Source organism: Alphaproteobacteria bacterium (assembly GCA_030740435.1).
GTDB lineage: Bacteria > Pseudomonadota > Alphaproteobacteria > UBA2966 > UBA2966.
The window spans coordinates 1-23141 of record JASLXG010000024.1 but is presented as its reverse complement, the minus strand read 5'-3'; the positions used below and the strand labels follow the sequence as shown (position 1 = coordinate 23141).

The following is a 23141-nucleotide window of genomic DNA, read 5'->3' as shown; positions in this document are numbered from 1 at the left end:
TTTCGGGGTGGAACTGCAAAGCATAGGTCCTCTCGCCCACCGCGAAGGCCTGGTTGGGGAAAATCTCGCCCTCGGCCAGCAGCGTCGCCGGCCCGGGAACCTCGAAGCCCTGGACGTTACCGGTCGGCACCTGCAGACCCTCGGGGATGAGGCCCCTGCCGGCCTCGGTGGGGCATAGCGGATAGTAACCAAAGGCGACATGTCCTTGGGAATGGTCGGCAACCTTGGCACCCAGGTGTGCGGCGATGAGCTGGCCGCCCAGGCAGATACCGAGCAGCACGAGTTGCCGCTCCATGACCCAGCCAATGAACTCCATTTCGTCGCGCAGGTAAGGAAAGCGGTCGAGGTCGGTGACGTATTGCGGCCCCCCCATGACCAGCACGCCGGCAACGTCTCCGTTGAGCTCGGGCAAGGCCTCGCCCCGGAAGGGGGCCACCCGGCGCACGTTGAATCCCTTCTCGGCCAGATGCCGCTGCCCGCGGTCGGCGACCGGCATGTCGCGATGTTCGATGACGATGATGTCGCTCATCCGCGGGCTACCCCAGGCGCCGGCCGACGGCGCGGCCCAGCAGCCGGAGGCGGTCGCCCCAGGGCAGGCGCCAGAAGTTGGTGCTGACGGCGCCCTTGGTGAAAAAGGTCTTGTGGCTGTAATCGATGGCCACCTCGACCATCACCGGGCGGCCGGCGCGCACCATGCCAAGCGCCCGGGCCAGCACGTCGTCAGCCTCGGCGTCTTGCCCGAGCACCAGAAACTCGCTGTTGCAGGCCGCCGCGAAGGCCTCGACGCTGAAGTCGGGCAGCACCGAGCAGGTATTGCTGTTGAGCGTGATGCGCTGGAATTGCGAGACCTGGGCCAGCTCGCCGTCGCGCAGCACCAGCACCAGAGGCGCCAGATCCGAGGCCGCCGCGGTCAGCAGCTCGAGCCCGGTCATCAGCAGCGCCCCGTCGCCGGCCAAGGCGATGACGTCACGCTCGGGATTGGCGAACTTGGCGCCGATGGCGGCCGGCACGGCATAGCCCATGCAACTGTAATCGACCGGCGCCAATAAGCGGCCCGGCGCGTCGAGACGCAGATGCTCCATGGCCAGAAAAGTGCCGTTGCCGCTGTCGGCGGTGTAAAGCGCCCGCGGCGCCGCGGCCTCGAGGGCGGCAAACAGCGCCGACGGACTGACGCGTTGGCTTTGCTGCTTGGCCCGGCTGGCGGCCAGGGCCTGGTGGCCGGCGGCGATCTCGGATTCGAGCGCCGCGGACTCCCGGGCTTCGCCAAGCCTTCCCAGCAGGGCCTCGAGGAAGGCCCCGGCGTCGGTCTCGATAGCCACATCGGCCGGGTAATTCTTGTTGAAGACCTCGGCATCGATGTCGACGTGGATCAGGCGGCCCGGCATCTCCAAGCCGTAGCTCGCCGTCGCCACCTCGCCGAAACGGCAGCCGATGGCCAGCAGCACGCCGGCCCGGTCCATGACGGAGCGCACGAAGGGCGGCGCCTGGCGCCCGAAACCCGGCCACAGCCACAGCGCGTGGTCCTCGGCCAGCACGCCCTTGCCCTGGATGGTGGTGGTGACCGGCGCACCCAGGCGTTCGGCCACGGCCCGCAAGGCGGGGCCGGCGGCGGCGGCACCATAGCCGGCGTAGATGGCCGGCCGTTTGGCTTCATTGAGCAGCCGAGCCGCCTCTTCGACCAAGGCAGCGGCGGCTGCCGGCGCGGTATCGCCGGCAGCTTCGTAAAGCAGTTCGGGAATGTTCTGCGTCAACAAAAAGTAATTCGCCGGAATCTCCACCGCCACCGGCCCCGGCGCTCCGGCACGAGCGATCTCGAAGGCCCGGCGCACAGTTCCATAGAGCTCGCCCGGCCCCTCGACCTTGAGCGCCGCCTTGATTACCGGTGCCAGCATGGCCAGCTGGTCGATGGCGTGAAGCTGATAGGCCCGGCCCGTATCGTCACGTACGCCGGCCGCCAGCACGACCATGGGCACGGTGTCCATGAAGGCCTCGGCGATACCCGAGATGGCATGGCTGACCCCGGCACCGGGCACCACGTTGAGGACGCCGACGCCGGCCGAGGAGCGCGACACCGCGTCGGCCATGAACGAAGCCGCCTGTTCGTCGGTAACCAGCACCGGCGAGATGGTCGGCGAGCGTTCGAGGGCGTCGTAGAGCTCGAGGTTGTGGGTACCGGGGATGCCGAAGGTGAAGGTTACCCCTTCGTCCTCCAAGGCCTTGACCACGACGTCGGCGCCGCACCGCTTCATGCCGATGCCAGCAGCTCGCCGGCGCGTTCCCGGATACGCTCGGCGACGCGGTCGGCCAGGCCCATGATGGTGAGGTAGGGATTGACCTCGGAGCAACGCGGAAAGAGGCCGGCATCGGCGACAAAGAGCCAGGGCAGGCCGTGGACCTGGCCCCAGGCGTCGGTCACCGAGGTGGTGGGGCCGGCACCCATGCGCAAGCCGCCCATCAGATGGGCGCTGGCGATCGACACACGGCCCAGCTTGAAGTCACGCCGGCCGATCAGCTCGTCGATGCGCCCGGCCTCATGATCCTCGATGAAGAATTTGCTGGCCGCCGGGGCGTGTACGCGCCGGGCGCCGGCGGCGAAAAAGATGCGCGCCGAGGCCCGCATGCTGTGAACCAGAGACTCCACTAAGGCCTCGCCGAAGCGGTAATGCACCACGGGCTGGCCGGCCTTGTCGATGGCGATGCGGTTGTCGCGATCGGCCGCATCCATGGCCAGCACCAGGATCATCTGCAAGCGCCTCATGTCGGACATCAGGGCACTGTGATCGCGGCCGAAGCCCGCGAGACTCTTGGCCGTGACGAAGGGAAAATACATGCAGGTCTCGAGCAGGAATCGCTGGCTCTCCATGAACTCATCGCAGAAAAAACTCTTGGGATGACCGTGGAAATTGCTGAGGGGCCGATCGTGCTGGGCCACCAGGATCAACGCCGGATGCGCTGTGAACCAGCGCCCCAGAGCCGGCAACCCGGCGGCATAAGGGGATTTGAGCAGCAGCGCCGAGGAATGGATCGAACCGGCGGCCAGCACCACGATGGGAGCCGTTACGCGATAAACGCCGGGCTCCCAAGCCGAGGGCTCGCCGCAGGCGCCGGCCGTCACCCGGGCCACCACGGCGCGTTTCTCGATCGCTTCGACACGGCAGTTGGTGATGACTTCGACGCCGCCGGCTTCGGCGGCCGGCAGCTGCACCCGATGGGTGCCTTGCTTGGCGGCGTTGGGGCAGCCCAGGTTACAGAGTCCCGAACCCTGGCAGCCCTTGAGGTTGATGGGGAACTGTTCGACCGAGTAGCCGAGTTTTTGGCAGCCCTCCTGAAACAGTCGGTTGTTGTCGTTGATGGCCTCGGGCGGTAGCAGGTGGACGTTGTTCTCGGTCATGTATTTGCGTGAGCGCCCGACCAGATCGGCCCAGTCGAGGCCGGGCACCTCCCAGCGCTCCAGAGTGGCCTCGGGAATGGTGATCGAGGTGCCGGTGTACATCACCGTCGAGCCGCCGTAGGCCCGGCCCATGGCCAGCGTCATAGCGCCGTCGGCGGTCAGCATGCCGCTCGATTCGACGAATATCCGGCCCGCCATCTCGACCTCGCGGCCGGTGTATTCCTCCTCCTTGAGCTTGGGGCCCCATTCAAGGACGGCGATGCGCCGGCCGTCCCGGCACAAGGGCGCCAGTTCCTTGGCTACGGTGCCGCCGCCGGCGCCCGAGCCGATAACCACGATGTCGTATGATTTCTCTGTGGATTTCCCGATCATCGGCTGAGCCTGCGCGCCAGTTCGGCGTTGCCGTCGAGGCTCGGTTTCCAGCCCACGGCCTCGGCCCCGGCGGCGCGGCCGTAGTAGCCCATGAAAACCATGGTCTTGAGGCCCCAGAAGCCCTTGCGTAAAAGCCCCACCGGGCCGTCCTGGAACCAGCCCAGGGCGGCATCCTGGGCGGCCGGCCCGAGACGGTCGAGGGGACGGCCATAGCGCAGCGCGGGTGCCCAGCGCAGGATCTTGAGCAAGATACCGATCTGGCGCCGCACAGCGGCCGGACGGGCCGCCAGGGCGTTCGCGATGACGGCCCGGAATTCGGCCTCGCCGGCAGCATCGAGCGCCGCCGTCTCGGGCACGATGCGGCGCGCCAGGCACATGAGAAAATCCCACTCCGCCGCTTCGAGAACGTCCATTTCTACTCGAGCACCCGGGCGACAGGGAAATGCACCGTTACCGTGGTGCCGACGTCGACGGTACTATCGACTTCCATGCTGCCGTCGTGCAAAGCCATCAGCGACTTGACGATGGGCAGCCCCAGTCCGGTGCCGGGGTAGCGCCGCGTTGCCGGATCGTCGACTTGGCCGAAAGCGGCGAGGGCGCGGGGAATGTCCTCGGCTGCCATGCCGATGCCGTTGTCGCTGACCGCCAGCGCCAGGCCACCGTCGCCCTGCCGTTCCGCCGTCAGCCGCACCAGGCCGTCGGCGGAATTGAACTTGATGGCATTGTCGAGCAGGTTGATGAGGATTTGCCTGACCATGCGGAGATCGGCATGGAGGCGCGGCAGCGGTGGCACCACTTCGTTGACCACACCGAGGCCGGCGGCAACGGCGCGGTCGTTGATCAGGCGCATCGCGGCCTCGGCGGTCTGGGCCAAGTCTACGCTTTCTTCGTTGAGGTCGGCCCGGCCCGCCTCGACTTTCGAGAGATCGAGGATATCGTTGATGATCTTCAGCAGGTGTCGTCCGGAATGGATGATGGCGTCGACCTGTTCCGCCTGCCTATCGTTCAAGGGCCCATGCAGGCACTGGCGCAGCATGTCGGCAAAGCCGATGACGGCGTTCAAGGGCGTGCGCAGCTCATGGCTCATATTAGCGAGAAAGTCGGATTTTGCCCGGTTGGCAAGCTCGGCCTCTTCCTTGGCGAGGCGCAGCGCCTCCAGCGCCTCGCGCCGCTCGGTGACGTCGGCTGCCACCACCTCGGCCCTGTTTTCGTCCCAGTCAAAGCTGAGATTGAGGTTCAGCCAGGCGACGGTGCCGTCCTTGCGGTAGAAGGCGGTAGTAAAGTCCTCCACCACAGGGGTTTCGCGGCCCAGCCGCAGGAGATCGCCCCAGCGTTCGGGATCGACGTAGATGCCGGGCCCACCGAAGTGCTGACAGAAATCATCACGCGAATCGTAACGCATCATGCGCACGAAATGATCGTTGGCCTCGAGTGTCCGACCGTTAATGAGGTTGAAGCGGGCGAGGCCGACCTGGGCGCCGTCGAAGATGCCGCGGTACTTGCGTTCGCTCTCGCGCAGGGCTATTTCAGCGTTCTTAATGTCGGTGATGTCGGTACGAATGCCGACGGTGCCGCCCTCGCGGGTCCGGCGTTCGATGACCAGCACCCAGCGGTCGTTGGAAAGTTTGTTTTCGAAACTGTCGGTGGGCGCCTGGTGACGGACGATGCGATTGTCGATCCAGGCCTCGCGCCGATCCGGCGGAATGTCGACGGTCCCGCGTTCGACCATGGCACGGACCAGTTCCTCGAACGAGACGCCGGGCCGGATCAACTCGGCGACGCCCTTGTAGAGGTCGCGATAGGCTTGGTTGCAGGTGATCAAACGGTCCTCGGCGTCGTAGAGCACGAAACCGTCGGGGATACTTTCGATGGCATCGCTGAGCCGCGCTTCGGTGGTCGCCAGGGCGTCTTCGGCACGGGAGCGTTCCATCTCGGCGGCGGCGCGGCCAGCAAACAGCCGCAGCACTGTTTCGATGAGTTCCGGCTGGCGCAAAGGCTGGCGGTCGAGTACCGCCAGCAAGCCCAGGGCCTCGCCCTCGAAGCTAAAGAGCGGTATCCCGACGTAGCTCTCGGCGCCCATCTCGACCAGCAGCTCGTCCTCGGGAAAGAGCCCCTGCACGCCGCTTTCATAGCTGCAAAAATTCCGGTCAACGACATTCTCGCAGGGCGTGCCGCTGAGGCCATAGCTGAAGTTCTCGGTAAATTCACCGTCGGCCGCGACGGCCAGGGTGGTTATGGTTTCGCCGTCTTCCTGGAGCGCCCCGACGAGGGCGATCGGCACCTCCAGCGCCTCGGTTATGGAGAGCGCGAGAAAACCGAAAAAGGTCGTCCGGGTCGACACCGAGAGGCCGGCGCCGACGGTCTGCAGGGCATCTTGGATCAGCTTCTGCCGGCTGATGTCGTAGCAAGTCGAGAGCAACGCCTGCTGGCCGCCATAGCTGAAGCGGCTGGCCGTCAAGATGCCCCAGAACTCACTGCCGTCGGCCCGGCGCAGGTGAACCTCGTGGTGGCCGGTTTGGCCCTGACGCTCGAGCTCGTCCAAGGCTTTTTGGCGCACCCCGAGATCGACAAAGCGATCAGCCACCGTGCTGCCCACCATTTCACCCGGCGCGAAGACGAACAAGTTCTCCATCGCCGGGTTCGCATAGAGCACCGTGTCGTTCGTGGCGATGACGCCGACACCCACCTGCATGGCTGCGGCGATGTCCTGGAAACGGCCTTCCGATACTTGCAGTGCGGCGTCCTGGGCGGCTTCCCCCTCGCCTTCGGGCTCGGCCTCCAGCGCCGCCAGGCGCCGGCGCAGAGCCCTCACCTCGGCCACCAATTCGGCCTTCTTCATGCGTGAAGGATCACCCATCGGCAACCTCGAATCCCGGGATCGCGACGCCTCCATTCAAGCTTTTCCCTCGACAACCTCCCTGCCCGCAGATTAGCACATGTTTTCAACGCGTCATAAAGCGCCGGGAAGTCAACATATGCGCATCACATACCGCCACCACGGCGGCAACCAGGCCTATTGGCGGGAACGCTGGGAGCAGGCACCGGCCGACAGCGGCGGCCTCAATCTGACCGCCTACCCCGGCCGCTTCGCCGAGGAAGCGCTGGCCGGCACCCGGGGACCGGTGCTGGAAGCGGGCTGCGGCCTGGGCCGGGTGCTGCGCCACTACCACAGCCAGGGCCGCGAGATCGTCGGCCTCGACTTCATCGCCAGCGCGCTGGCCAAGATCCGCACCCAGGACCCTGGGCTGCCGTTGCTGGCCGGCGATGTCACCGGCCTGCCCTTTGCCGACGCCAGCTTCGCCGCCGTACTGGCCTTCGGCGTCTACCACAACCTGCCCGCCGGCGTCGCCGAGGCCCTGGCCGAGTGCCGCCGCGTGTTGACCCCGGGCGGCGTGCTGTGCGCCAGCGTACGCGCCGACAACCTGCACAACCGCGGTATCGATTGGCTGGCGGCACGCCGGGCCGGGACGGCCCCTGGGCAGACAAAAGTCTTCCACAAAGCCAACTTCACGGCCGCCGAATACACCGCCCTGCTGGAAGCTGCCGGCTTTCGCCCGCGGGCGCTCCACTTCGTCGAAAACTATCCCCTGCTTTACAAGTTCCGCGCCTTTCGCGCCGCCGGCCACAAGCGCTTCGACGAGGGCCTGGCGCGGGCCGAAGGCTATCGCCTGTCGGGCTCGGGCCGCGCCCTGCAGGCGCTTTGCAACCGGCTTTGGCCGGCTCAGTTCTGCAACACCTTGGTCGCCATCGCCGAGGCGGCGTGAGCGGTGCAAGGTCAAATAAAACTCGGCAGGGTGGCGAAGAGCCGCCTCAGCGCGTCATCGACCATGGAATGCAGCACATCGGGATCCTGGCTGAGCGTAGCGGCGCGGAAGGCCGCGAAGGGCAGCGACAAAGGCGACATGGGCAGGCCGCCGTCCCAGCGACTGGCCACGTGGGCGGCCTGCCACAACAGCTTGTCGTCGCGGCTCTGCCTCAGTTCGACCTCGAAGCCGACGCGGCGCTGGGCCAACACCAGGGCGAAGTCGGACGACGCCGCGACAGTGCGCCAGCGCACGTAGGCCGGGCAGCGGGTGCGGCGGGCAAAGGCAGCGCGATCGCCGGCATGGTTCAGGTCCAAGGCGTCGCGGCGTTCGCGGCGGCGGCGTTCCTGGGGGCTGATGGTGCGGCGAAAGCGCTCGCCGAGCTGGCGGGCGACGGCGCGCTCGACCAGGTCAGCAAAGCCGGCCGCCGTCTTGGCCGGCGGCGGCGCCAGGAAGACGCAGCCCGGGGGATCGCGGTAGAGCCCACGGTCGAGGTGGTAGTCGACTTGGCGCTGGAGCGACGTTTCCTGGCCCGCCGCAGCGCCGGCAGCGGCGCTGGAAGCGCGGTAGCTGGTGCTGACGCAGCCCGCCAGCAGGGCCAAAATGGCGACCAGAACCGGCGTGGAAACGGTGCCGTTCATACCGCACCGCCACGGCGGCAGCTCGCCTTCATGGCTCGCGAGAGCTCGATGCGGCCGGCCACGGCACGGCCGTCGATGCTGACGTCTTCGACGCTGAGTCTGCCGGCCACCTGACGATAACGCGCCCGGATGGTCCGGGCAGCACGGTAGCCGGGACCCACCAGTTGGCTCAAGCCAGCCAGCAGCAGCGCATCGACACGGCGGGGAAAGACCCGCACCAGGGCGCCCCGGCGGCCGTGGTGAACGGCGATGGCTCCGGCCCGGCGGCGCTCGCTGGCCGTCAGGCGCCCGGCCGGCCGGCGCACGAAGCCCGAATAGCGGTCGAGGTTGGGAGCCCAGGACTGACCCCGCACCCCACCCTCGGCGAACAGCTTGCCGTCGGCGTCGACCAGCGCCAGGCGCATGCCGAAACAGGCGGCAAAGCGGTGGAAAAGTTGTTGCCGGCCTGCCCGTCCGGCGGGCCAGGCGATCTCGATGCCCGGACCCCGGCCATGTTCCAAAAGTCTCAGCAGCGTGCGCCCTTCGCGCACGGTGTGGGGATCGGCGGCGGCGGTAACAGGGGCGTTAACGGGGGCATCAACCGCCGCGGTCATTTGGGAAACCTCGGAGGCCGGCCGCCGGGCCGATGCCTTGGGTTGCAAGCGCCGGACGTTGGGGGCCGGGACCGGTTCTGCTTGGCTGGGCTTGAGCGCTTCGATCTGAGGCTCCGGTTCTGCTTCGCGGGCAGCCAAGGCCGTCAGCACGGCCGGTGTCAGGGCGACCGGCGGCGGTGGCAGGCGCAGCGAACTGCTGGCCTCGGGGGGTGCCACCGCCGCCGGCACCTCGGGGAGAGCCGGTATTGCGACCTGCCTCTCGGGCATCTCGCTGGGCCACAGCTTGAACGTCAGCGCCAGGGCCAAAAGCAGCGATACGGCAAGCGAAAGGCGGGCCGGGGTAAACACTTTCGCCTCCTACCTGACCACCTTGTCGACGAACATCAGTTCCATTTCCTGGGCCAAGCGGTGCAATTCCCGCTGACGCTCGCCCCGCGACATGAAGGCTGGTTTTTTGGGAATTTCGGAGGCTTGGGCAGCCGGCGCGGCCGCCGCCATGACCTCGGCCCGGCGCTGGGCCACGGCCTGGTCGACCGGCAGCAGCTTGGCCAACTCCGCCACCGTGGGCACGGGAGCGGCGGCAACTTTGGACTCGGCCACCGGTTCGGGCTTCGGCTCGGCAACAGGGACTACAGGGTCTACGGCAACCGGGACCACCGGCTCGGGCTTTGGCTCAGGCGCCTCGGCCTCTTGGGAAACCGCCTGGCGGCCCTTGTCGACCAGGGTTTGCGCCGTCTCCGAGGCCCGCTCGAAGGCGCCCTCGACGCTCGGTCCATCGGCCCCGCTGAAGAGGTAGACCAAAGCCACGGCGGCGAGCAGGTTGAAGGCCAGGAATTTCATTGTTCCGCTCCTTGTCCTTGCTGGGCCTCGCTGATGGCCACCAGCGCCCGCATGCAGGCCGAAACCGGCAAGCCGACGACGGTGGTCATGAAGGCCATGCTGAAGTTTTCGGTCAGGCCCCGGATGACCTGCTGCACGGTCTCGGGCGTCAGCACCTGGCCGGCCATGCTGCCGATGCCCAGGCTGATGCCGAGAAGCGTGTAGGTCAGGGCCAGGATGGCAATACCGTTGGCGGCCTGCATGCCGGCCTCGTACCAGACCCGGCGGCCGGCCGCCTGGGCCCGGCGCAGCCGGGTCCAGCAGAACAGCGTAGCGACGACCAGGGCCGCCAACAGCACCAGGAAAGTGGGGCCGAACATCTGCTGGGCCCAGGCGGCGATCTCGGGCACCTGGCGCGAGGTGGCAATGACCGCCCCGGCCAGGCCGATGATCACCAGCCCGAGGAAATAGCTGAGGCTGCGCGAGACGGCATCAAGGGTGGTGAGGGCGTGGCGCATCTCAACGCCGTCCCTTGTGGGCCGCCATCAGGGCCTGGGTGGTGAGGCCGACCTGTTCCAGCCAGCTGGCGCTGACCGCCATGTCATTCTCGATGGCGGCATGCACCAGGAAGGTCAGGTCGTAGTTGTCGAAGGCCCGCTTGACGGTGGGCGTGTTGCGCCCAACCAGGCTGTCATCCCTGAGCACCATGCGCTCGAGGTCGATCAGCCGGTTGCGGGCGGTGGCGATGCGCTGGCCCCGTTCGGCCGGGCTGACGCCGGGGTCGAGGAAGGCATCGATGAGGATGGCGCGCTCGCGCTCCATGTTCTCGAGGCTGCCGGCCGCCGCTGGCGTGGCCACCAGGGACAAAGCCAGCAACGGCAAGGCGGCGAGCTTTTTGAAGGTCTTCCGAGTTGCGTTCATCAGTCTTCTCCAAAGCTGTAGGGTTGGGCCAAAGCGCTATTCGACGAAGAAACCGACAGCCGTGGTAACGCCGTCGACCGAGGGCACGTCGCTGTCGGCCATTTCGGCGTCCATGACATCTTCCGAAAGCGCCATGGCATCGAGGGCCACCAGCTTGGCCATGTAGCCCAGGATCTTGTCCTGCTGATCCAGCAGTGCCACCTCGGCCTCGCCATCGGCGATGATCTGGCGGATGTGATCCTCCTTGCTCAGCGGCTGGCCATCGGCCGCCGGGTGGGTGGCCGAGGGGTGGCGTTCGATGGCGCTGACCAGGCGTTCGATGGCGCCCAGGTTCTTGGCGTACTCCTTGGCGTAGCGGCTTTCAGGCACGGCCGAGACGTTCATCACCTTGACGTCGACGCCGTCGAGCGAGGCCTTGAAGCGCTGACGCGCGGCCTCTTGCTTGCCCACCAGGGCGACGCGTGCCTTGGTCATGCCGCCAGCCCGCCGGCCCATGCGGTCGAGCACCTTTTCCATCAACCGGACCTTGGTCTTGAGGTGCCTGCGCTTGAGGTCGTGCTTCTGCCCCACCAGTTCGAGGTAGGCCCGTTTTTCGGCCAGGAACTGATGACGAAGCTCGGTCAGCAGATCGCCGTCGGCGCGTTCGGTGGCGGCCTGCAAGTCACCCAGCGTCTGGGTCTTGAGGCCGATTTCGACATCGAGATCCTTGAGCGCCTGGCCCAGTTCGGACTGGGCGAAATCGTAATCAAGGGTCTTTTTGAGGTAGCCGGCGGGCAATTTGACCAACTTCTCGCTGGCCGTCGGACGCCAGTTGGGCTGGGCCCCGGGGGCACCATTGCTACCCGCGGCAGTGGCCGGCAAGGCCGCCGCCAGAACCAGCACCAGGGCGCTGCCGGCAAGCAGGACTTTGGTTTTGTTGCGTGTCATGGGGCTTGCTCCTCAGTTCTTTTTCCAGTAGCGCGCCCGCCGAAGCTCGGACTTGAGCGTGCTCGAGACGTTGGCCACCGAGAACTCGCCAATTACCGTGCGGTCCTTGAGACCAAGCAGGATTTCCATGGTCTCGATGAACGAGGAGCCGTCCGGGTAGTAGAGGTCCTGGCCGGCGAAGGCGGTCTGGAACTGGGCCAGGTTCTTGCGCGCCTGGCCAACGTCGCCGCCCTTGACGTAGTTCTGCACGCTGAGCGCATAAGCCTGCATGCGCTCCTCAACGGCGACGCCGACGGCCTCGGGACCCAACTCGGACTCGCAGCGCCCCAAAAGGCGCGCCGAGGCGAGGTAACGGGCCGCCGAGGCTTCCTTACGGGCCTGGCTATCGAGGGCCAAAGCGTCGTCGCGGCACGAGCGGTATTCGCGCATGGCGCTGATTTCGGCGAACCGGGCCTGCCGGAAACCGATGCCGCCGTCGCTTTGGTTGCCGGCAACGTTCATCTGGCAGGCGCCGGCGGTGAGAGCGAGCGCTACTGCAAGTCCGCGCAGGGCGCCGCGGGAGGATATCTGTGAAATCATCGCTGATCCCTTTCTTCGTGTGGACACTGGGTCCTATGAAAGGGCTAGAGCGATTTTTCGCGCCCGCGGGACGCTTTTCCTGAAAAAAGTTGGATTCTTTTTTTCAAACCCGCTGGATTCAGCGAATTACCAGGCGTTTTCGAGGATCTCCATGACCTGTTCGGCGTGGTCGATGGGACGCGGATTGCCCCGTACCCAGGGATTTTCCAGCGATCCTTCGGCAATGGTTGACAGTTGTCCGCGTTCCACGCCCACCTCGCGCAGGCTGCGCGGCAGGCCTAGCCCGGCGATGAAATCGCCCACGGTTTTGGCCGCCGGCTCGCCCGGCCGGCCCATGGCTTGCGAGACCTGCGTCTGGGCCTCTTTCGTGACCTCGAGGTTGTAGTCGAGCACCGCCGGCAGCAGCACGCACGAGGTGTGGCCATGCGGCACCCCGGCCACGGCGCCCAACTGGTGGCCGATGCCGTGACTGGCGCCATAGGGCACCTTGCCGATCGAGGAGCCGGCCAGCCAGGCGGCGATCTGGCTTTGCAGGCGCGCCTCGAGGTCGTCGGGGACCGCCAGATTGGCTGGCAGCGCGCTGGCAAAAAGGCGCAGCGCGTGTAGCGAAACGGCGTCGGCAAAAGGCTGCGGCTGGGCCGAACAGATGCCCTCGACGGCGTGGTCGACGGCCCTGATGCCGGTGGACAACCAGAGCCAGTCCGGGGTGTGGAGGCAGGCGGCGGGGTCGAGGATGACCGCGGCCGGGCCGATGGTGGGAGCGGTAAAGTGTTCCTTGATGCCGCGTTCGGGGTTGGTGCAGCCGGCGATGTTGGAAAATTCGGCCGCCGACAGCGTCGTCGGTACGGCAATCTGGCGGCACGGCGGCAGGGCGATCTCGGGCACCTGGCGGCTGCCGTCGGCCGCCACCTTGACCCGCAGGTCCTCGAGGCCGTCGCTCTCGTCGACCCCTTCGGCCAGGCACATCAGCAGCACTTTGACGGTATCGATGACGGTGCCGCCGCCGACCGAGACGATGAGGTCGGGCCCGACCTCCCGCGCCGCCCGCGCCGCCGCGATGACGCTGGGCCGTGGCGTGTGCTCGACGGTCTCGTCATAGAGCCCGGCAAAGCGGGCGCCCAGCGCCTTTTTGATGCCCTCGACGACCCCGGTGCGGCGGCTCAGCGTGCCGCTGGCCACCACGAAGACCCGCCCGGCGCCGCGCCGCTCTGCTTCCGCCAACACCGCCCCGGCAGCCGGCTGACCGAAGATCACGCGCTCCTGGGGGAGGAATTCGTGGATACCTGAAAGTGTCATGTTTTTGTTCAATTTCCGCATGTTAAATGATATTATTAAAGTATATTCTTAATTTCACTTCAGCTCCCGCACCAGACGGAACCCTGTGTGGCTGATGCGTAGCGTGGCGTCCTGGCTGAGGCGCAGGCGAGGGCGCAGGAAATCCGGGCCCTCGGGGCCCACGAGCCGCCGCGCAGCACGCGCTCGGCGCAGTTGCCGCCTGAGGTCCAGGCGCCGCCATCGCCCGGCGCCCCGACATAGCCCGGATGCCAGCAATCCGCCACCCATTCCCAGGCATTGCCCAAGGTATCGTGCAGACCCAGCGCGTTGGCCTGGCGGCCACCCACGGGGGCGGAATTGACGTGGCCGTCGCCGCAGGCGTTGTTGACCAGCGTGTCCTGGGGATATTTGACGGCATAATCACGGTCAGCGCCGTTGGCGTGGCGGCATTGGCGGCCGACCTGGCTGCCCCAGGGCCGCCCCATGCCGCCGGCCCGGGCGGTAAACTCCCACTCGGCCTCGCTGGGCAGGCGGTAGCTGCCGCCGGTCTTGCCGCTCAGCCAGGTGGCGTAGGCCTGAGCATCCTGCCAACTGACGCAGACCGCCGGGTGGTCGTCGCCCTGGGCGAAACCCGGGCTCTTCCATGAGCGTTTACGCTGTTGTTTCCATTCGGCGCTGCTCCAGACATAGCAGCCCCGCGCCTTGCGCCCGCTGGCCTTGACGAAAGCGGCGTACTGGGCCCGCGTCACTTCGTGGCGGCCGATGGCGAAGCCGGGCACGGCAACGCGATGGGCCGGCTGCTCGGCCTGGGCGTATCCTTGCGCCGCGGCATTGGCGGCGGCCATCCCGGCCTGCGTGCCCATATCGAAGGCGCCGCCGCCCAGCGCCACCATTTCGGGGCAGCCGTCGCAATCGCGAAAGACCTGGCCCGGCTTGACCGCCGGGGCGGATCTACCGGCCCGGCCGGCCTGGGAACGCGGTGGCGGTTTCGGTGCCTGCAACACCGCGGTCTCCAGGAGCTCGCCGAAAACGAAGCCCAGCGGCCGGCCGTGGCGCTCGACGCGGTACCAGTTCGAGCCCTTGACCTTGCCGCTGACCCGAACCTCGGCGTCCTTGGCCAGAAAAGCCACCTTTGGCGGCCGGGTCGACGGCGCCCGGCGCACGTTGGCGCCCGATTTGACGGTGAAATTGCCCTGCATTTCCTCGAGCGAGATCGATTTGGCGATCATCCCGGGCGTCACCGTGGCCAGCACGCGATCGGCGTTGCCCAGCACCGTGGCGCGCTGTTGGCGATTGAAGCGCCGCCGCGCCGCGTAGGACATCTCCTCCTCGAGATAGCGCTCGACCTCGACCAAGGTCACCCGGCCGTCGGCGTCGCCGCTCTCAGAGCTGTCGGCGGCGCCGTAAAGCGCGTCCAACAGGTGCTTGGTAAAGAGGCCCAGCTTGGCCTTTTCGTCCCAGCTTGCCAGTTGGTCGTTGGCCGCCGCCGTCAGCACCGTCAGGCCGGCCGCGCCCTCGGGCCGCTTGGCCACCAGCGTGATGCCCGAAGCCGCGCGCACCAGCAGGCCCTTGGGTGATTCGCCGCTGAAGCAGGCCTCGATCAGCACGGTCACCGACCTGGCGTCGATCTTGGCCAGGTTGGCGTAGAGCAATTCCACCGGATAGCCTGTGATCTCGGCCAGGTTGGGATCGCCGTCGACCGGCAGCAGATAGCTGCGCCGGTCCTGCAGCCCGGGGACGCCGTGGCCGGAATAATAGACGGTGATGTTGGAACGGCCGGCCCGCACCCAGTTGAAGAGCCGGCCGCGCGGCCGTTTCTCGGTGCCGAAGGTGGCCTCGAGCTGGGCCTTGGTGGCATCGCGCAGGTCCATCACGTTGCCCTTGCGATAGCCCAGCACCTCGGTCACATAGCGCCCTACCGCGGCGGCATCGTTGTGCGCGAAGGAGACCTCGGGCAACCGGCCGGAATAGCGCTTGTTGCCGATGATCACGGCCACCGAATGCTTGTTCTCGGCCCGCAGATCGACCTCGGCCGCCGCCGCCGGAAATGCCGGCAACACAGCGAAGATCGATATCAGGAGCAATATCCGTCGCACGACTTCCTCCTGCCGCTATGATGCGCCGATCGGGCGCTTTAGGCCAGGGGTCCGAGACCCCTCAACGTACCACTTGGTGCTCCAGCAGCTCGACGATCAGGCCCCTCTCGCGCATCTCCGCGAGCGCCGCCTGGCGGCGCGGGCCGGCGGGCAGCCTGAGCCCGGCCAGCGGCTCGGTCCCGGCGATGACGATGAGGCGATAGACCAACGCCGTGGGATGGCGGGACGGCACATCGATCAGCCAACTGCGGCGGCCCTGGAAAGCGCGGGCACCGTCGAGGTCGGCGGGCTTGGGCACCTCTGACTTGATGAAGCGGCCGGCCAACATCTCGAGGGCGGCGCTGACGTAAAGCGGTTTCGACGTGACCACCTCGAAGGCCAGGCCGCAAAGACCCTCGTGGCGGCTGGGCACAAGGCCCGATTCGCCACCAGCGACCGGTCGGGTGGTGGGCTGCTTGGTGCGGAAATGGACCGCCGCGCAAGTCGATTTCTCGGGCTCCCGGCGCTCGATGATGCTGATCAGCAGCGGCGGCGGCAGCGGCACGGCCGCCGCTTCAGGTTTGGACCCGGGTTTGGCTTGCGGTTTGGCTGTCGCTACCACCGGCTTGGGCGGCGGAGCCTCCTGGCTTTGGGCTTGAGGGGGAACGCTTTTGGGCGGCTTCTTGCGTTCCAGCACGCCAAAAAGCTGCAGCGCCGTCACCGTCAGGGCGGCCACCAGCACGACCGCGCCCAACAACCAAAAGCGACTGCTGGTCGACTGGGGTGCCGGATCTCCGGCTTTTGACGCCACCACGAGCGGCGCCTCGAGGGCCGCCAACACCTGGTCCGTGGTGCGCACACCGATCACCTCGTCGGCCATGTCGGCGATGGCGGCGCAGTTCTCCACGGGCGCGAAAAGCGATAGCGGCACACCCATTTCGGTCATCGCCTGCAGCTCCTCGCGGGCCGCCAGCAGCTTGTCGCGGACATGGCTGACGGCCTGCACCGCCAGGTCGTTGTCGACCTCGCCAGTGAGCCAGATGACGCGGTCGGGCCGATCCGAGGGCGAGGCCAACTGCCCCTTGGCGGCCAGGGCATGGGCCACGAATATGCCCAGCTGCCAGCTCTCGCCCTGACCGATGGCGCCCGAGACGTCGAGCCGGAAGCCGCCCGCGTCGAAGGGGCCGAATTCGCGCTCGATGACACCCGAGGGCGGCCGCACGAAAGCGTCGTAGCCCGTGCTCATGGGCAAGACGCGGGTGCTGCGGCCCAGGCAGACGGCGGATTGCGGCGCCGCCTCGCGGGTGATGCGCTCGACCTGGACCGGCCCTTCGGTGGTGCCGACGTAGACCCTGACCTTCATCAACGCAGATAGACCTCGCTCTTGAGGTTGCCAAGCCCCCTGACCAGCTCGGAGCCCTCGGCCGCCAGGATCTGGATGACGCCGTCGCGGGCCGGCGGCAGCGCCTGACGCTGGGTCCAGCCCTCGCCGTCCCCCTCGCCGTCCCCGTCGACTACGAACATGGTGCCGGGCTGGGCCTCCTTGTCATCGAGCTCGACGATGACGTAGACCTGCCCCGCCTCGGCCTTCGAAGGCTCGAGCCGGATACGGCAGCCGGCACCCACACGCTCGCTGACGGGGCCCGTGCTGGCAGCCGCCACCTGGGGCATGTAGTAGGGCGCGGCGCGGGCCAAAAGGCGCTGGAAGTCTCTTCGCAAGCCGCCATCGCGAGCCAGCGCCGCCGCCACTTCGGCGTCCTCGGCACGGGCGCCGGTGGCGTAGGCATAAAGCCGGCTGAAGGCGATGGGTTCGCTTTCGGGCGGCTCGGGCTGGCGGCGCAACTCTTGTTCGCTCTCGAAGACGTCGAAGAGACGGGCCGCCAGGGGCTCGCGGTCCTTCTTGGGCAAGGGAATGGTTTCGCTCATGACGGTTCTCCGTACAACCGGGCGAACTGCCCGGCAAACACTTTGCGATCCTGCTCGAACCAGTGGCCGAGATCGACCTCGTCAGCATCGATCCTGGCGAGCCTCTCGAGGAATACGCCGATCTGCTCCTTGCTCGCCACCAGGGCGTCGACGCCGGCTTCGAAAGCGGCGACTACGTCCGCGTCGTCGAGGCTGCCCTCGTCGAAACCCTGGCGCGAAAAGCCGCGGAAAGCCTGTTTCGCTTCGGCCAAAACGTCGGCGATGGCAGCCTTATCCAGGGGCGGCTCCGAAGAGTGCTCGTAATCGTTGGCGGGAGCGATTTTGATCACGTCTTCACGGGCCGGCCGGAGCATGACGTGGAGCGCCGCCTTGATGATCTGTTCGAGATGTTCCTCGAGGACAGCCAAGCTGCCGCACCAGGCGCCGTAATCCGGCGTCTCGCGGCAGGTGATGAGGTCGGGGACGGCGGCCTTGCGTTTTTTTCTCAGGGCCTGGGTGATGCGGCGCTGGCTGCGGCCGAAGACCTCGCAGCGCAGCAGCGACAGCGGCAAGACGAGGGCCACGGGACCGTACGTCATCAATGCCTCCAGGGCCTCGGTCTCCTGGTTGTTGAGGAACTTGACGCGGCTCGCGGGCTCCTCGGCCAGCACCTCGAGCGGCGAGCGCCAGTCGTCGCCCGTGGCGGCCAGTTCCAGCAACACCTCGGGATCGATCTCTCCGGCTTCGCGGTCGCCGCCAAAAGGCAGTGCCGCTTCCGCCGCCGCCTTCTCTTGGGCCGCCTGCAGGGCGCGGCGGAAGCTGACAAAGGCGTCGCTGACGGTACGGAAAAGACGGAAATTGCCGCGGCCCTCGTCGAGGCAGGCGTTTTCCTGCCAGAATTCGAGGATCGTGGCGTCGTCGATGATGACGCCGCCGGCCGCCGTGCGGCGCTTGAAGAAGTCGAGAATGAGGCTGAACTTGGTCTGATTCTGGACGCTGGGCAGGTGCTGGTTGAGATAGCGATACAACAACCCCTCGATGCCGCTGGCGGCGGCGGCGACGGCGTCCTGGCTCTCAGGCTGCTCCAGCATGGTGGCAATGATGGCCTCGATCTCGGCATAGGAAACGGTGGCGATGAGGAACTCAAAGAGCGCCGCCAGCAAGGGCATGCGGCCGAATTCGACGTTGAAGACGCCGTCCCGGTAAGACACGATGATGCCGTTTTCGCCACGCTCGAAGCCCGACCGGCGCCAGCCGCCGGCGGCCAGGGTGGCGTCGATATGGCCCACGAAAGCAGCCGGGCTGGCGGGTTCGCAGCCGAAGAAGAAGTTCTCGTAACGCCCCCGGCCCTGGCCGCAGGCGTCGGCCGCGACGATCAGGTGGCAAAGCTGCAGCACCGTGCCGGCGTAGGTCCGGCAGACGATCAGGCGGGCCAGGTGGCGGCATACCCGCGGCCCATAGCGCGCCTCGCCCTGCAGCGTCGTGGCCTCGGCGACGCAGCGAAAGGCGGCATTCAGTTCGCCGCTTTTGCCGGCCTCCAATATCTCGGCCGTAGCCTGCTTCGCGTCCATAACCGGGTGCTCTCGTTCAGCATCTCGCGGCGATACTGGCGTTGGTAGCGCCGCACCTTGCGAACATAGTCGCGTGTCGCCGGCATTACCCGCGCGTGGGGAAGATCCCCCACCGCCGAGCCGCCATTGTAGTAGGAAAGTGCCAGCTCCGTCCGCCCCCGGTATCGCCGCAGCAGGCGTTTGAGGAAATGGATGCCGAGGCGTACGTTGAGGCGCGGCTGCCACAAGAGGTCGGCCGGAATGCCGTATTCCTCGGCCGCCGTGCGGGGCATGATCTGCATCACGCCACGCGCGCCCATGTGGCTCTCGACGCGGGGGTCGAAGTCCGATTCGGCACGCGCCACCGCCAAAGCCAGGCTGACGGGAAAGCGCATGGCCCGGGCCTCGGCCACCACCAGGGCCCGCACCGCTTGGCGCTCGGCCGCCGTCGTTACCCCTTGTGCCGCCGCCGGGCCGGCCGGGACCAGAAGCCCCGAACCGAGCCCGGCCAGTGCCAGCAGCAGAAGCAGACGCCACAGGGACGAGAACGGCAACATGTTCATGATCGCTCATCCTGCTGCCTACGACTTGGGCGGTGACTGCGGCACGCGCGCCGTGAAGTCGTCGAGGCGGTGGCGGTTGCTGCGCCGGCGCTGCTCGATGTCGTCGTCAAAGTCGTGGCGACGATCGTCGGCCCGGCGCACCCGAGCCCGCTTTATGCCCCGCTCTGTAGGATACCAGCGGAACCTGGCCTGGGCCTGGCGGCGGGGTTTTTGCCATTTCTTGGCCCCGGCCATAGGCTCGTCGATCGCCGGGCGGGCATAATTGTCGGCCTCCTCGGCCCAGTCCACGACACCCTTTTTGCCCGAGCGCTTGAGGCGGGTGCGGGCAGGCTGCCAGCCCTCCTTCTCGATCTTGGCCACCTGCCAGACACGGTGCTGCTCGGCATAGCGGCGCTGCCAGTTGAGCACGCTCTTGACGTAGCGCTGGGTGTAGCTGTGTGCCACGGCTTCGCCACCTTGGCCGCGCAACGTGCCGCCGTTGTAGTGCGACAGCGCCAGCTCCCAGCGTCCGCCGTAGCGCTCTCTCAAGCTCTCTAGATAATGGATGCCGATCTGGATATTGAGGCGGGGATCCCAAAGCTCGTCGGGATCGATGCCGTATTCGTCGATCGCCGTGCGCGGCATGATCTGCATGACGCCGCGGGCGCCGGCGCTGGAAAGCGCGTTGGCCTGAAAATCGGATTCGACTTTCGCCAGGGCCAAGGCCAAGGCCGGCGGCACCCGGGTGGCCTCGGCTTCCTGCACGATCATGCGCTTGACCTCGGCGCGGCTGGGCGGGTTGCCGACGTTGGCTTGGGCCGGGCCGACCATCAAGGCCAGTGCGGCTATTGCGCCCATTGTGGCGCCCATGGTGGCGCCGATTATTGTGCTGTGAGTGGTCATTTCGAGTTCTCCTTCAGGGCTTCGATCCAACGGTTGTCGAGGGTGGTGACGGTGAGATCGGCAACGGCCAGCCGTTGGCGCACGGCAATGGCCTCGACCATGGTCAAGTTGGGCGCGATGGCCAGAACGACGGTGCCGGTAATCCGGGCCGGATCGAGCGGCCTGAATTCGGCATCGAGAAAGCGTCCGCCGTAGTGGACCACCAGCACCGCCTCGCTGGGCAGTGGCCGTCCCCGGGCGGATTCGCCGGCCGAGCGCTTGAGCGCCATACCGGCATCGCTGGCCGGTGCCGCGCCGGCCTGCAGCCCGGCCCCCATCGACACCATGGTCAGAACCATGATGCTGAAGAAGGCCATGGCCAGGGCCAGCGCGATCTCGGTCATGGCGTTGCTATGTTGGCCGTCGTGCATCGTCGTTCCCTCGTTTCATGTTCCCCGGCCTGAAAAAGGCGACGGGCGCCCCCTCGTCGGAGGCGCCCGCCAGTTCGCGCCCAGGGAGGATACTGGGTCCTATGAAAGGTTTAGAGCGGAAATTTCCTTGTCGGCGGGCCTCAGGTGCCGTAATTCGTCATGATGAAGGAAAAAAAATCACAATCCGGCCCCCAGCCTTACGTTCCGGACACCGGCACAAAAGTCGTCAAAAAACCTCCGGTGGCGCCGGAAGAGGTTATTTTCGACCTTTCATTGAATGAATCGCCTTTTGGCGCCAATCCGGCGGTGGCCGCGGCGGCGGCGGCACGCTGCCAGCGGCCCAATATCTACCCCGACCCGGGCAGCCTTGAGCTGCGCCAGGCCATCGGGCGGTGCTATGGCCTCGAGCCCGAACGCCTGATCTGCGGCAACGGCTCGGAAGAGGTGCTCGATGCCATCGGCCGGCTTTATGCCCGGCCCGGCGACGAAATCCTGTTTTCCCGCCACGCCTTCATCCAGTTCCCCATCATGGCACTGCGCACCGGGGCGACGCCGGTAACGGCACCCGAGCGCGATTTCACCTTGGATGTTGACGCCCTGCTCGAACGCGTTACGGACAAGACCCGCATCGTTTGCGTCGCCAATCCCAACAATCCCACCGGCACCTGGGTGAGCCGGGACGACCTGGTGCGGCTCAGGGATGCGCTGCCCGAGCACATCGTCTACATCATCGATTCGGCCTACGCCGAGTTCGTCGACGACGAAAGCTACGACGATGGCCTGGAGTTGATCGGCGGACGCCCCAACGTCGTCGTCACCCGCACGCTTTCCAAGGCCTTCGGCCTGGCCGCCTTCCGCGTCGGCTGGGGTTACGGTCCGGAGGCCATGATCCGGGCCCTCAATCCCATGCGCGGCATCGGCAACGTCAACGCCATCGCCCAGGCGGCGGCCGTGGCGGCGCTCGACGATCTCGATTTCGTTGCCATGGTGGCCCGCGAGACGGCGGCGCGGCGTGACTGGCTGCGGGCCAAACTGGCGCCGCTGGGGCTCGAGGCGCTGCCCGGCGCCGCCAACTTCCTGGCCGTACGTTTCCCCAGCACTCCCGGCCGGACGGCCCAGGACGCCATCGACCACATGGCGCGCCGCGGCATTCTCACCCGCGCCATGGACGATTACGGCCTGGACGACTTCGTCCGTATCACCATAGGCTCGGAAGCAGCCAACGCCGCCGTGGCCGACGCCCTGGAAGACCTGCTGGCGGGGCGCAGCAACGTGGGTGGCGGGTAGAAACGAAAGCGAAACCATGACCTTCACCGACTGCACCTTCGAGGTCGAAGACGGCGTCGCCGTTTTCACCATCAACAATCCCCAGGAACGCAACGCGCTGACGCCGGCCATGTTCGCCAACGACTTTCCGGCCCTGATCAAGCGGCTCAGGGAAGACAAGGATATCCGGGCGCTGGTGCTGACCGGGGCCGGCGGCACCTTTTGTTCGGGCGGCAACGTCAAGGCCATGGTCGAGGGGCTGGATAGGCCGCTCCCTGAGCGCAACGCCAATTTGCACCGGGCGCGGGACTGGATCCCCGATCTCATCGACGTGTCGCAGCCGGTCATCGCCGCGGTCGACGGTTTTGCCTTCGGCGCCGGGCTGGGCCTGGCCTTGTGCGCCGATTTCGTGCTGGCCAGCGAGCGCGCGCGGTTCTGCTGCGTCTTCGGCCGCATCGGCCTGGTGCCGGATCTGGGAATTCTCTACACGCTGCCCCGCGCCGTCGGGCTTTCGATGGCCAAGGAGCTGGTTTATTCGGCCCGCGTGGTGGGGGCCAAGGAGGGCCGCCGGATCGGCCTGGTGCATGCCATCCACCCGGCCGACGAGTTGCCGGCCGCCGCCCGCGCCCTGGCCGGGCGCTTCCAGAACGCCTCGCCCGACGCCATCCGCAACGCCAAGCAGCTCTTGAACCAGTCACTGCATCAGGACGTGCGCACCATGGGCTTCCTCGAGGTGGGCGCCCAGGGCGAGCTGCGCGAGACGGCCTACCACAAGGCCGCGGTCAAGCGTTTTATGGCCAAGGAGCCGGCGCTGTTCGATTGGGACGCCGAGGACAAAGACGCGGACTGAGCAAAGTCGCCGCCCCACCTCGTCCAGCGCTCAGGCGGCACTTCCGCTTTCGACGCTTGGGCGTCCGCTGCTTGGGGGTACGGCGAGCAAGCCACGCTGGGGGCCTGAAACGACTCGGTTGTCGATCCCTATTGCTTGATGTCGAGGTAGCCGCGTTCGAGAGCAACCTCCAGCGCCTGGGTGGCCTGCCCCCCGAAAACTGGTCCAGCCCGGATGTTAGGATTGGGTTGGCTTGAAGGAGGGCAAAATGGCGAAGAAGAATCACACGGTTGAGCAGATTATCGGCAAGCTCCGCGAGGCGGAGGTCCGGCTAAGCCAG

General features: G+C 67.0%; 23 protein-coding genes. 3 read left to right on the top strand and 20 right to left on the bottom strand.

The genetic code is table 11. The features are described 5' to 3' along the window. The 5 genes from QGG75_02795 to QGG75_02775 all read right to left on the bottom strand — a co-directional run. Positions 1–529, bottom strand: a 529-nt coding sequence (locus QGG75_02795; protein MDP6066175.1) for a hypothetical protein, incomplete at its 3' end; no start/stop codon positions are given. Between the two features lie 7 nt (positions 530–536). Beyond that, positions 537–2249, bottom strand: coding sequence for a thiamine pyrophosphate-binding protein (locus QGG75_02790; GenBank protein ID MDP6066174.1), 1713 nt, complete (start codon positions 2247–2249; stop codon positions 537–539). Next, positions 2246–3763 (bottom strand): GMC family oxidoreductase, encoded by a 1518-nt coding sequence (locus tag QGG75_02785; GenBank protein ID MDP6066173.1) that lies wholly within the window; start codon positions 3761–3763, stop codon positions 2246–2248. Before QGG75_02785 ends, QGG75_02790 begins: the two co-directional genes overlap by 4 nt. Further along, positions 3760–4176, bottom strand: coding sequence for a gluconate 2-dehydrogenase subunit 3 family protein (locus QGG75_02780; GenBank protein MDP6066172.1), 417 nt, complete (start codon positions 4174–4176; stop codon positions 3760–3762). Before QGG75_02780 ends, QGG75_02785 begins: the two co-directional genes overlap by 4 nt. A 2-nt stretch (positions 4177–4178) precedes the next feature. Then, on the bottom strand, positions 4179–6620 hold the full coding sequence (locus tag QGG75_02775; GenBank protein MDP6066171.1) for a PAS domain S-box protein: 2442 nt from the start codon (positions 6618–6620) through the stop codon (positions 4179–4181). A 118-nt stretch (positions 6621–6738) separates the two neighbouring features. On the opposite strand from QGG75_02775, the gene QGG75_02770 reads away from it, so the two are divergent. Then, positions 6739–7527, top strand: coding sequence for a class I SAM-dependent methyltransferase (locus QGG75_02770; GenBank protein ID MDP6066170.1), 789 nt, complete (start codon positions 6739–6741; stop codon positions 7525–7527). Positions 7528–7538: 11 nt separating this feature from the next. Here the strand turns inward: QGG75_02770 and QGG75_02765 are convergent, their stop codons facing one another. The 15 genes from QGG75_02765 to QGG75_02695 form a co-directional block, all read right to left on the bottom strand. After that, entirely contained in the window at positions 7539–8207 is a 669-nt protein-coding gene (locus QGG75_02765) for a hypothetical protein (GenBank protein MDP6066169.1), read from the bottom strand. Continuing rightward, a complete protein-coding gene (locus QGG75_02760) occupies positions 8204–9148 on the bottom strand; it encodes a hypothetical protein (protein ID MDP6066168.1) in 945 nt (314 codons plus the stop codon). Before QGG75_02760 ends, QGG75_02765 begins: the two co-directional genes overlap by 4 nt. Positions 9149–9157: 9 nt before the next feature. Then, the gene (locus QGG75_02755) at positions 9158–9640 is read right to left on the bottom strand and encodes a hypothetical protein (GenBank protein MDP6066167.1); all 483 of its coding nucleotides are present in this window, start codon (positions 9638–9640) and stop codon (positions 9158–9160) included. Next, a complete protein-coding gene (locus tag QGG75_02750; GenBank protein ID MDP6066166.1) occupies positions 9637–10137 on the bottom strand; it encodes a hypothetical protein in 501 nt (166 codons plus the stop codon). The genes QGG75_02755 and QGG75_02750 overlap by 4 nt, the downstream gene beginning before the upstream one ends. Position 10138: 1 nt before the next feature. Further along, complete coding sequence (locus QGG75_02745) at positions 10139–10540, bottom strand: hypothetical protein (GenBank protein MDP6066165.1); 402 nt, start codon at positions 10538–10540, stop codon at positions 10139–10141. A 36-nt stretch (positions 10541–10576) separates the two neighbouring features. Further along, positions 10577–11467, bottom strand: coding sequence for a hypothetical protein (locus QGG75_02740; protein ID MDP6066164.1), 891 nt, complete (start codon positions 11465–11467; stop codon positions 10577–10579). A gap of 12 nt (positions 11468–11479) precedes the next feature. After that, a complete protein-coding gene (locus QGG75_02735; protein ID MDP6066163.1) occupies positions 11480–11968 on the bottom strand; it encodes a hypothetical protein in 489 nt (162 codons plus the stop codon). A gap of 204 nt (positions 11969–12172) precedes the next feature. Continuing rightward, complete coding sequence (locus tag QGG75_02730; GenBank protein ID MDP6066162.1) at positions 12173–13342, bottom strand: iron-containing alcohol dehydrogenase; 1170 nt, start codon at positions 13340–13342, stop codon at positions 12173–12175. 59 nt (positions 13343–13401) lie between these two features. Beyond that, complete coding sequence (locus QGG75_02725; protein MDP6066161.1) at positions 13402–15417, bottom strand: SUMF1/EgtB/PvdO family nonheme iron enzyme; 2016 nt, start codon at positions 15415–15417, stop codon at positions 13402–13404. 61 nt (positions 15418–15478) lie between these two features. Next, entirely contained in the window at positions 15479–16759 is a 1281-nt protein-coding gene (locus tag QGG75_02720) for a hypothetical protein (protein MDP6066160.1), read from the bottom strand. Further along, entirely contained in the window at positions 16759–17322 is a 564-nt protein-coding gene (locus QGG75_02715; GenBank protein ID MDP6066159.1) for a hypothetical protein, read from the bottom strand. The genes QGG75_02720 and QGG75_02715 overlap by 1 nt, the downstream gene beginning before the upstream one ends. Beyond that, positions 17319–18872, bottom strand: a complete 1554-nt coding sequence (locus QGG75_02710; GenBank protein MDP6066158.1) for a hypothetical protein — start codon at positions 18870–18872, stop codon at positions 17319–17321. Before QGG75_02710 ends, QGG75_02715 begins: the two co-directional genes overlap by 4 nt. Continuing rightward, positions 18815–19414: a lytic transglycosylase domain-containing protein gene (locus QGG75_02705; protein ID MDP6066157.1), complete on the bottom strand. Its 600-nt coding sequence runs from the start codon at positions 19412–19414 to the stop codon at positions 18815–18817. Before QGG75_02705 ends, QGG75_02710 begins: the two co-directional genes overlap by 58 nt. A gap of 18 nt (positions 19415–19432) precedes the next feature. Beyond that, positions 19433–20296 (bottom strand): lytic transglycosylase domain-containing protein, encoded by an 864-nt coding sequence (locus QGG75_02700; GenBank protein ID MDP6066156.1) that lies wholly within the window; start codon positions 20294–20296, stop codon positions 19433–19435. Beyond that, the gene (locus tag QGG75_02695) at positions 20293–20706 is read right to left on the bottom strand and encodes a hypothetical protein (GenBank protein MDP6066155.1); all 414 of its coding nucleotides are present in this window, start codon (positions 20704–20706) and stop codon (positions 20293–20295) included. Before QGG75_02695 ends, QGG75_02700 begins: the two co-directional genes overlap by 4 nt. A gap of 162 nt (positions 20707–20868) precedes the next feature. Here QGG75_02695 and QGG75_02690 point away from each other — a divergent pair, with 162 nt between their 5' ends. Both QGG75_02690 and QGG75_02685 read left to right on the top strand, forming a co-directional pair. Then, positions 20869–21993, top strand: a complete 1125-nt coding sequence (locus QGG75_02690; protein MDP6066154.1) for a histidinol-phosphate transaminase — start codon at positions 20869–20871, stop codon at positions 21991–21993. 16 nt (positions 21994–22009) lie between these two features. Then, positions 22010–22822, top strand: coding sequence for an enoyl-CoA hydratase/isomerase family protein (locus tag QGG75_02685; GenBank protein ID MDP6066153.1), 813 nt, complete (start codon positions 22010–22012; stop codon positions 22820–22822). The last annotated feature ends 319 nt before the right edge of the window (positions 22823–23141 follow it).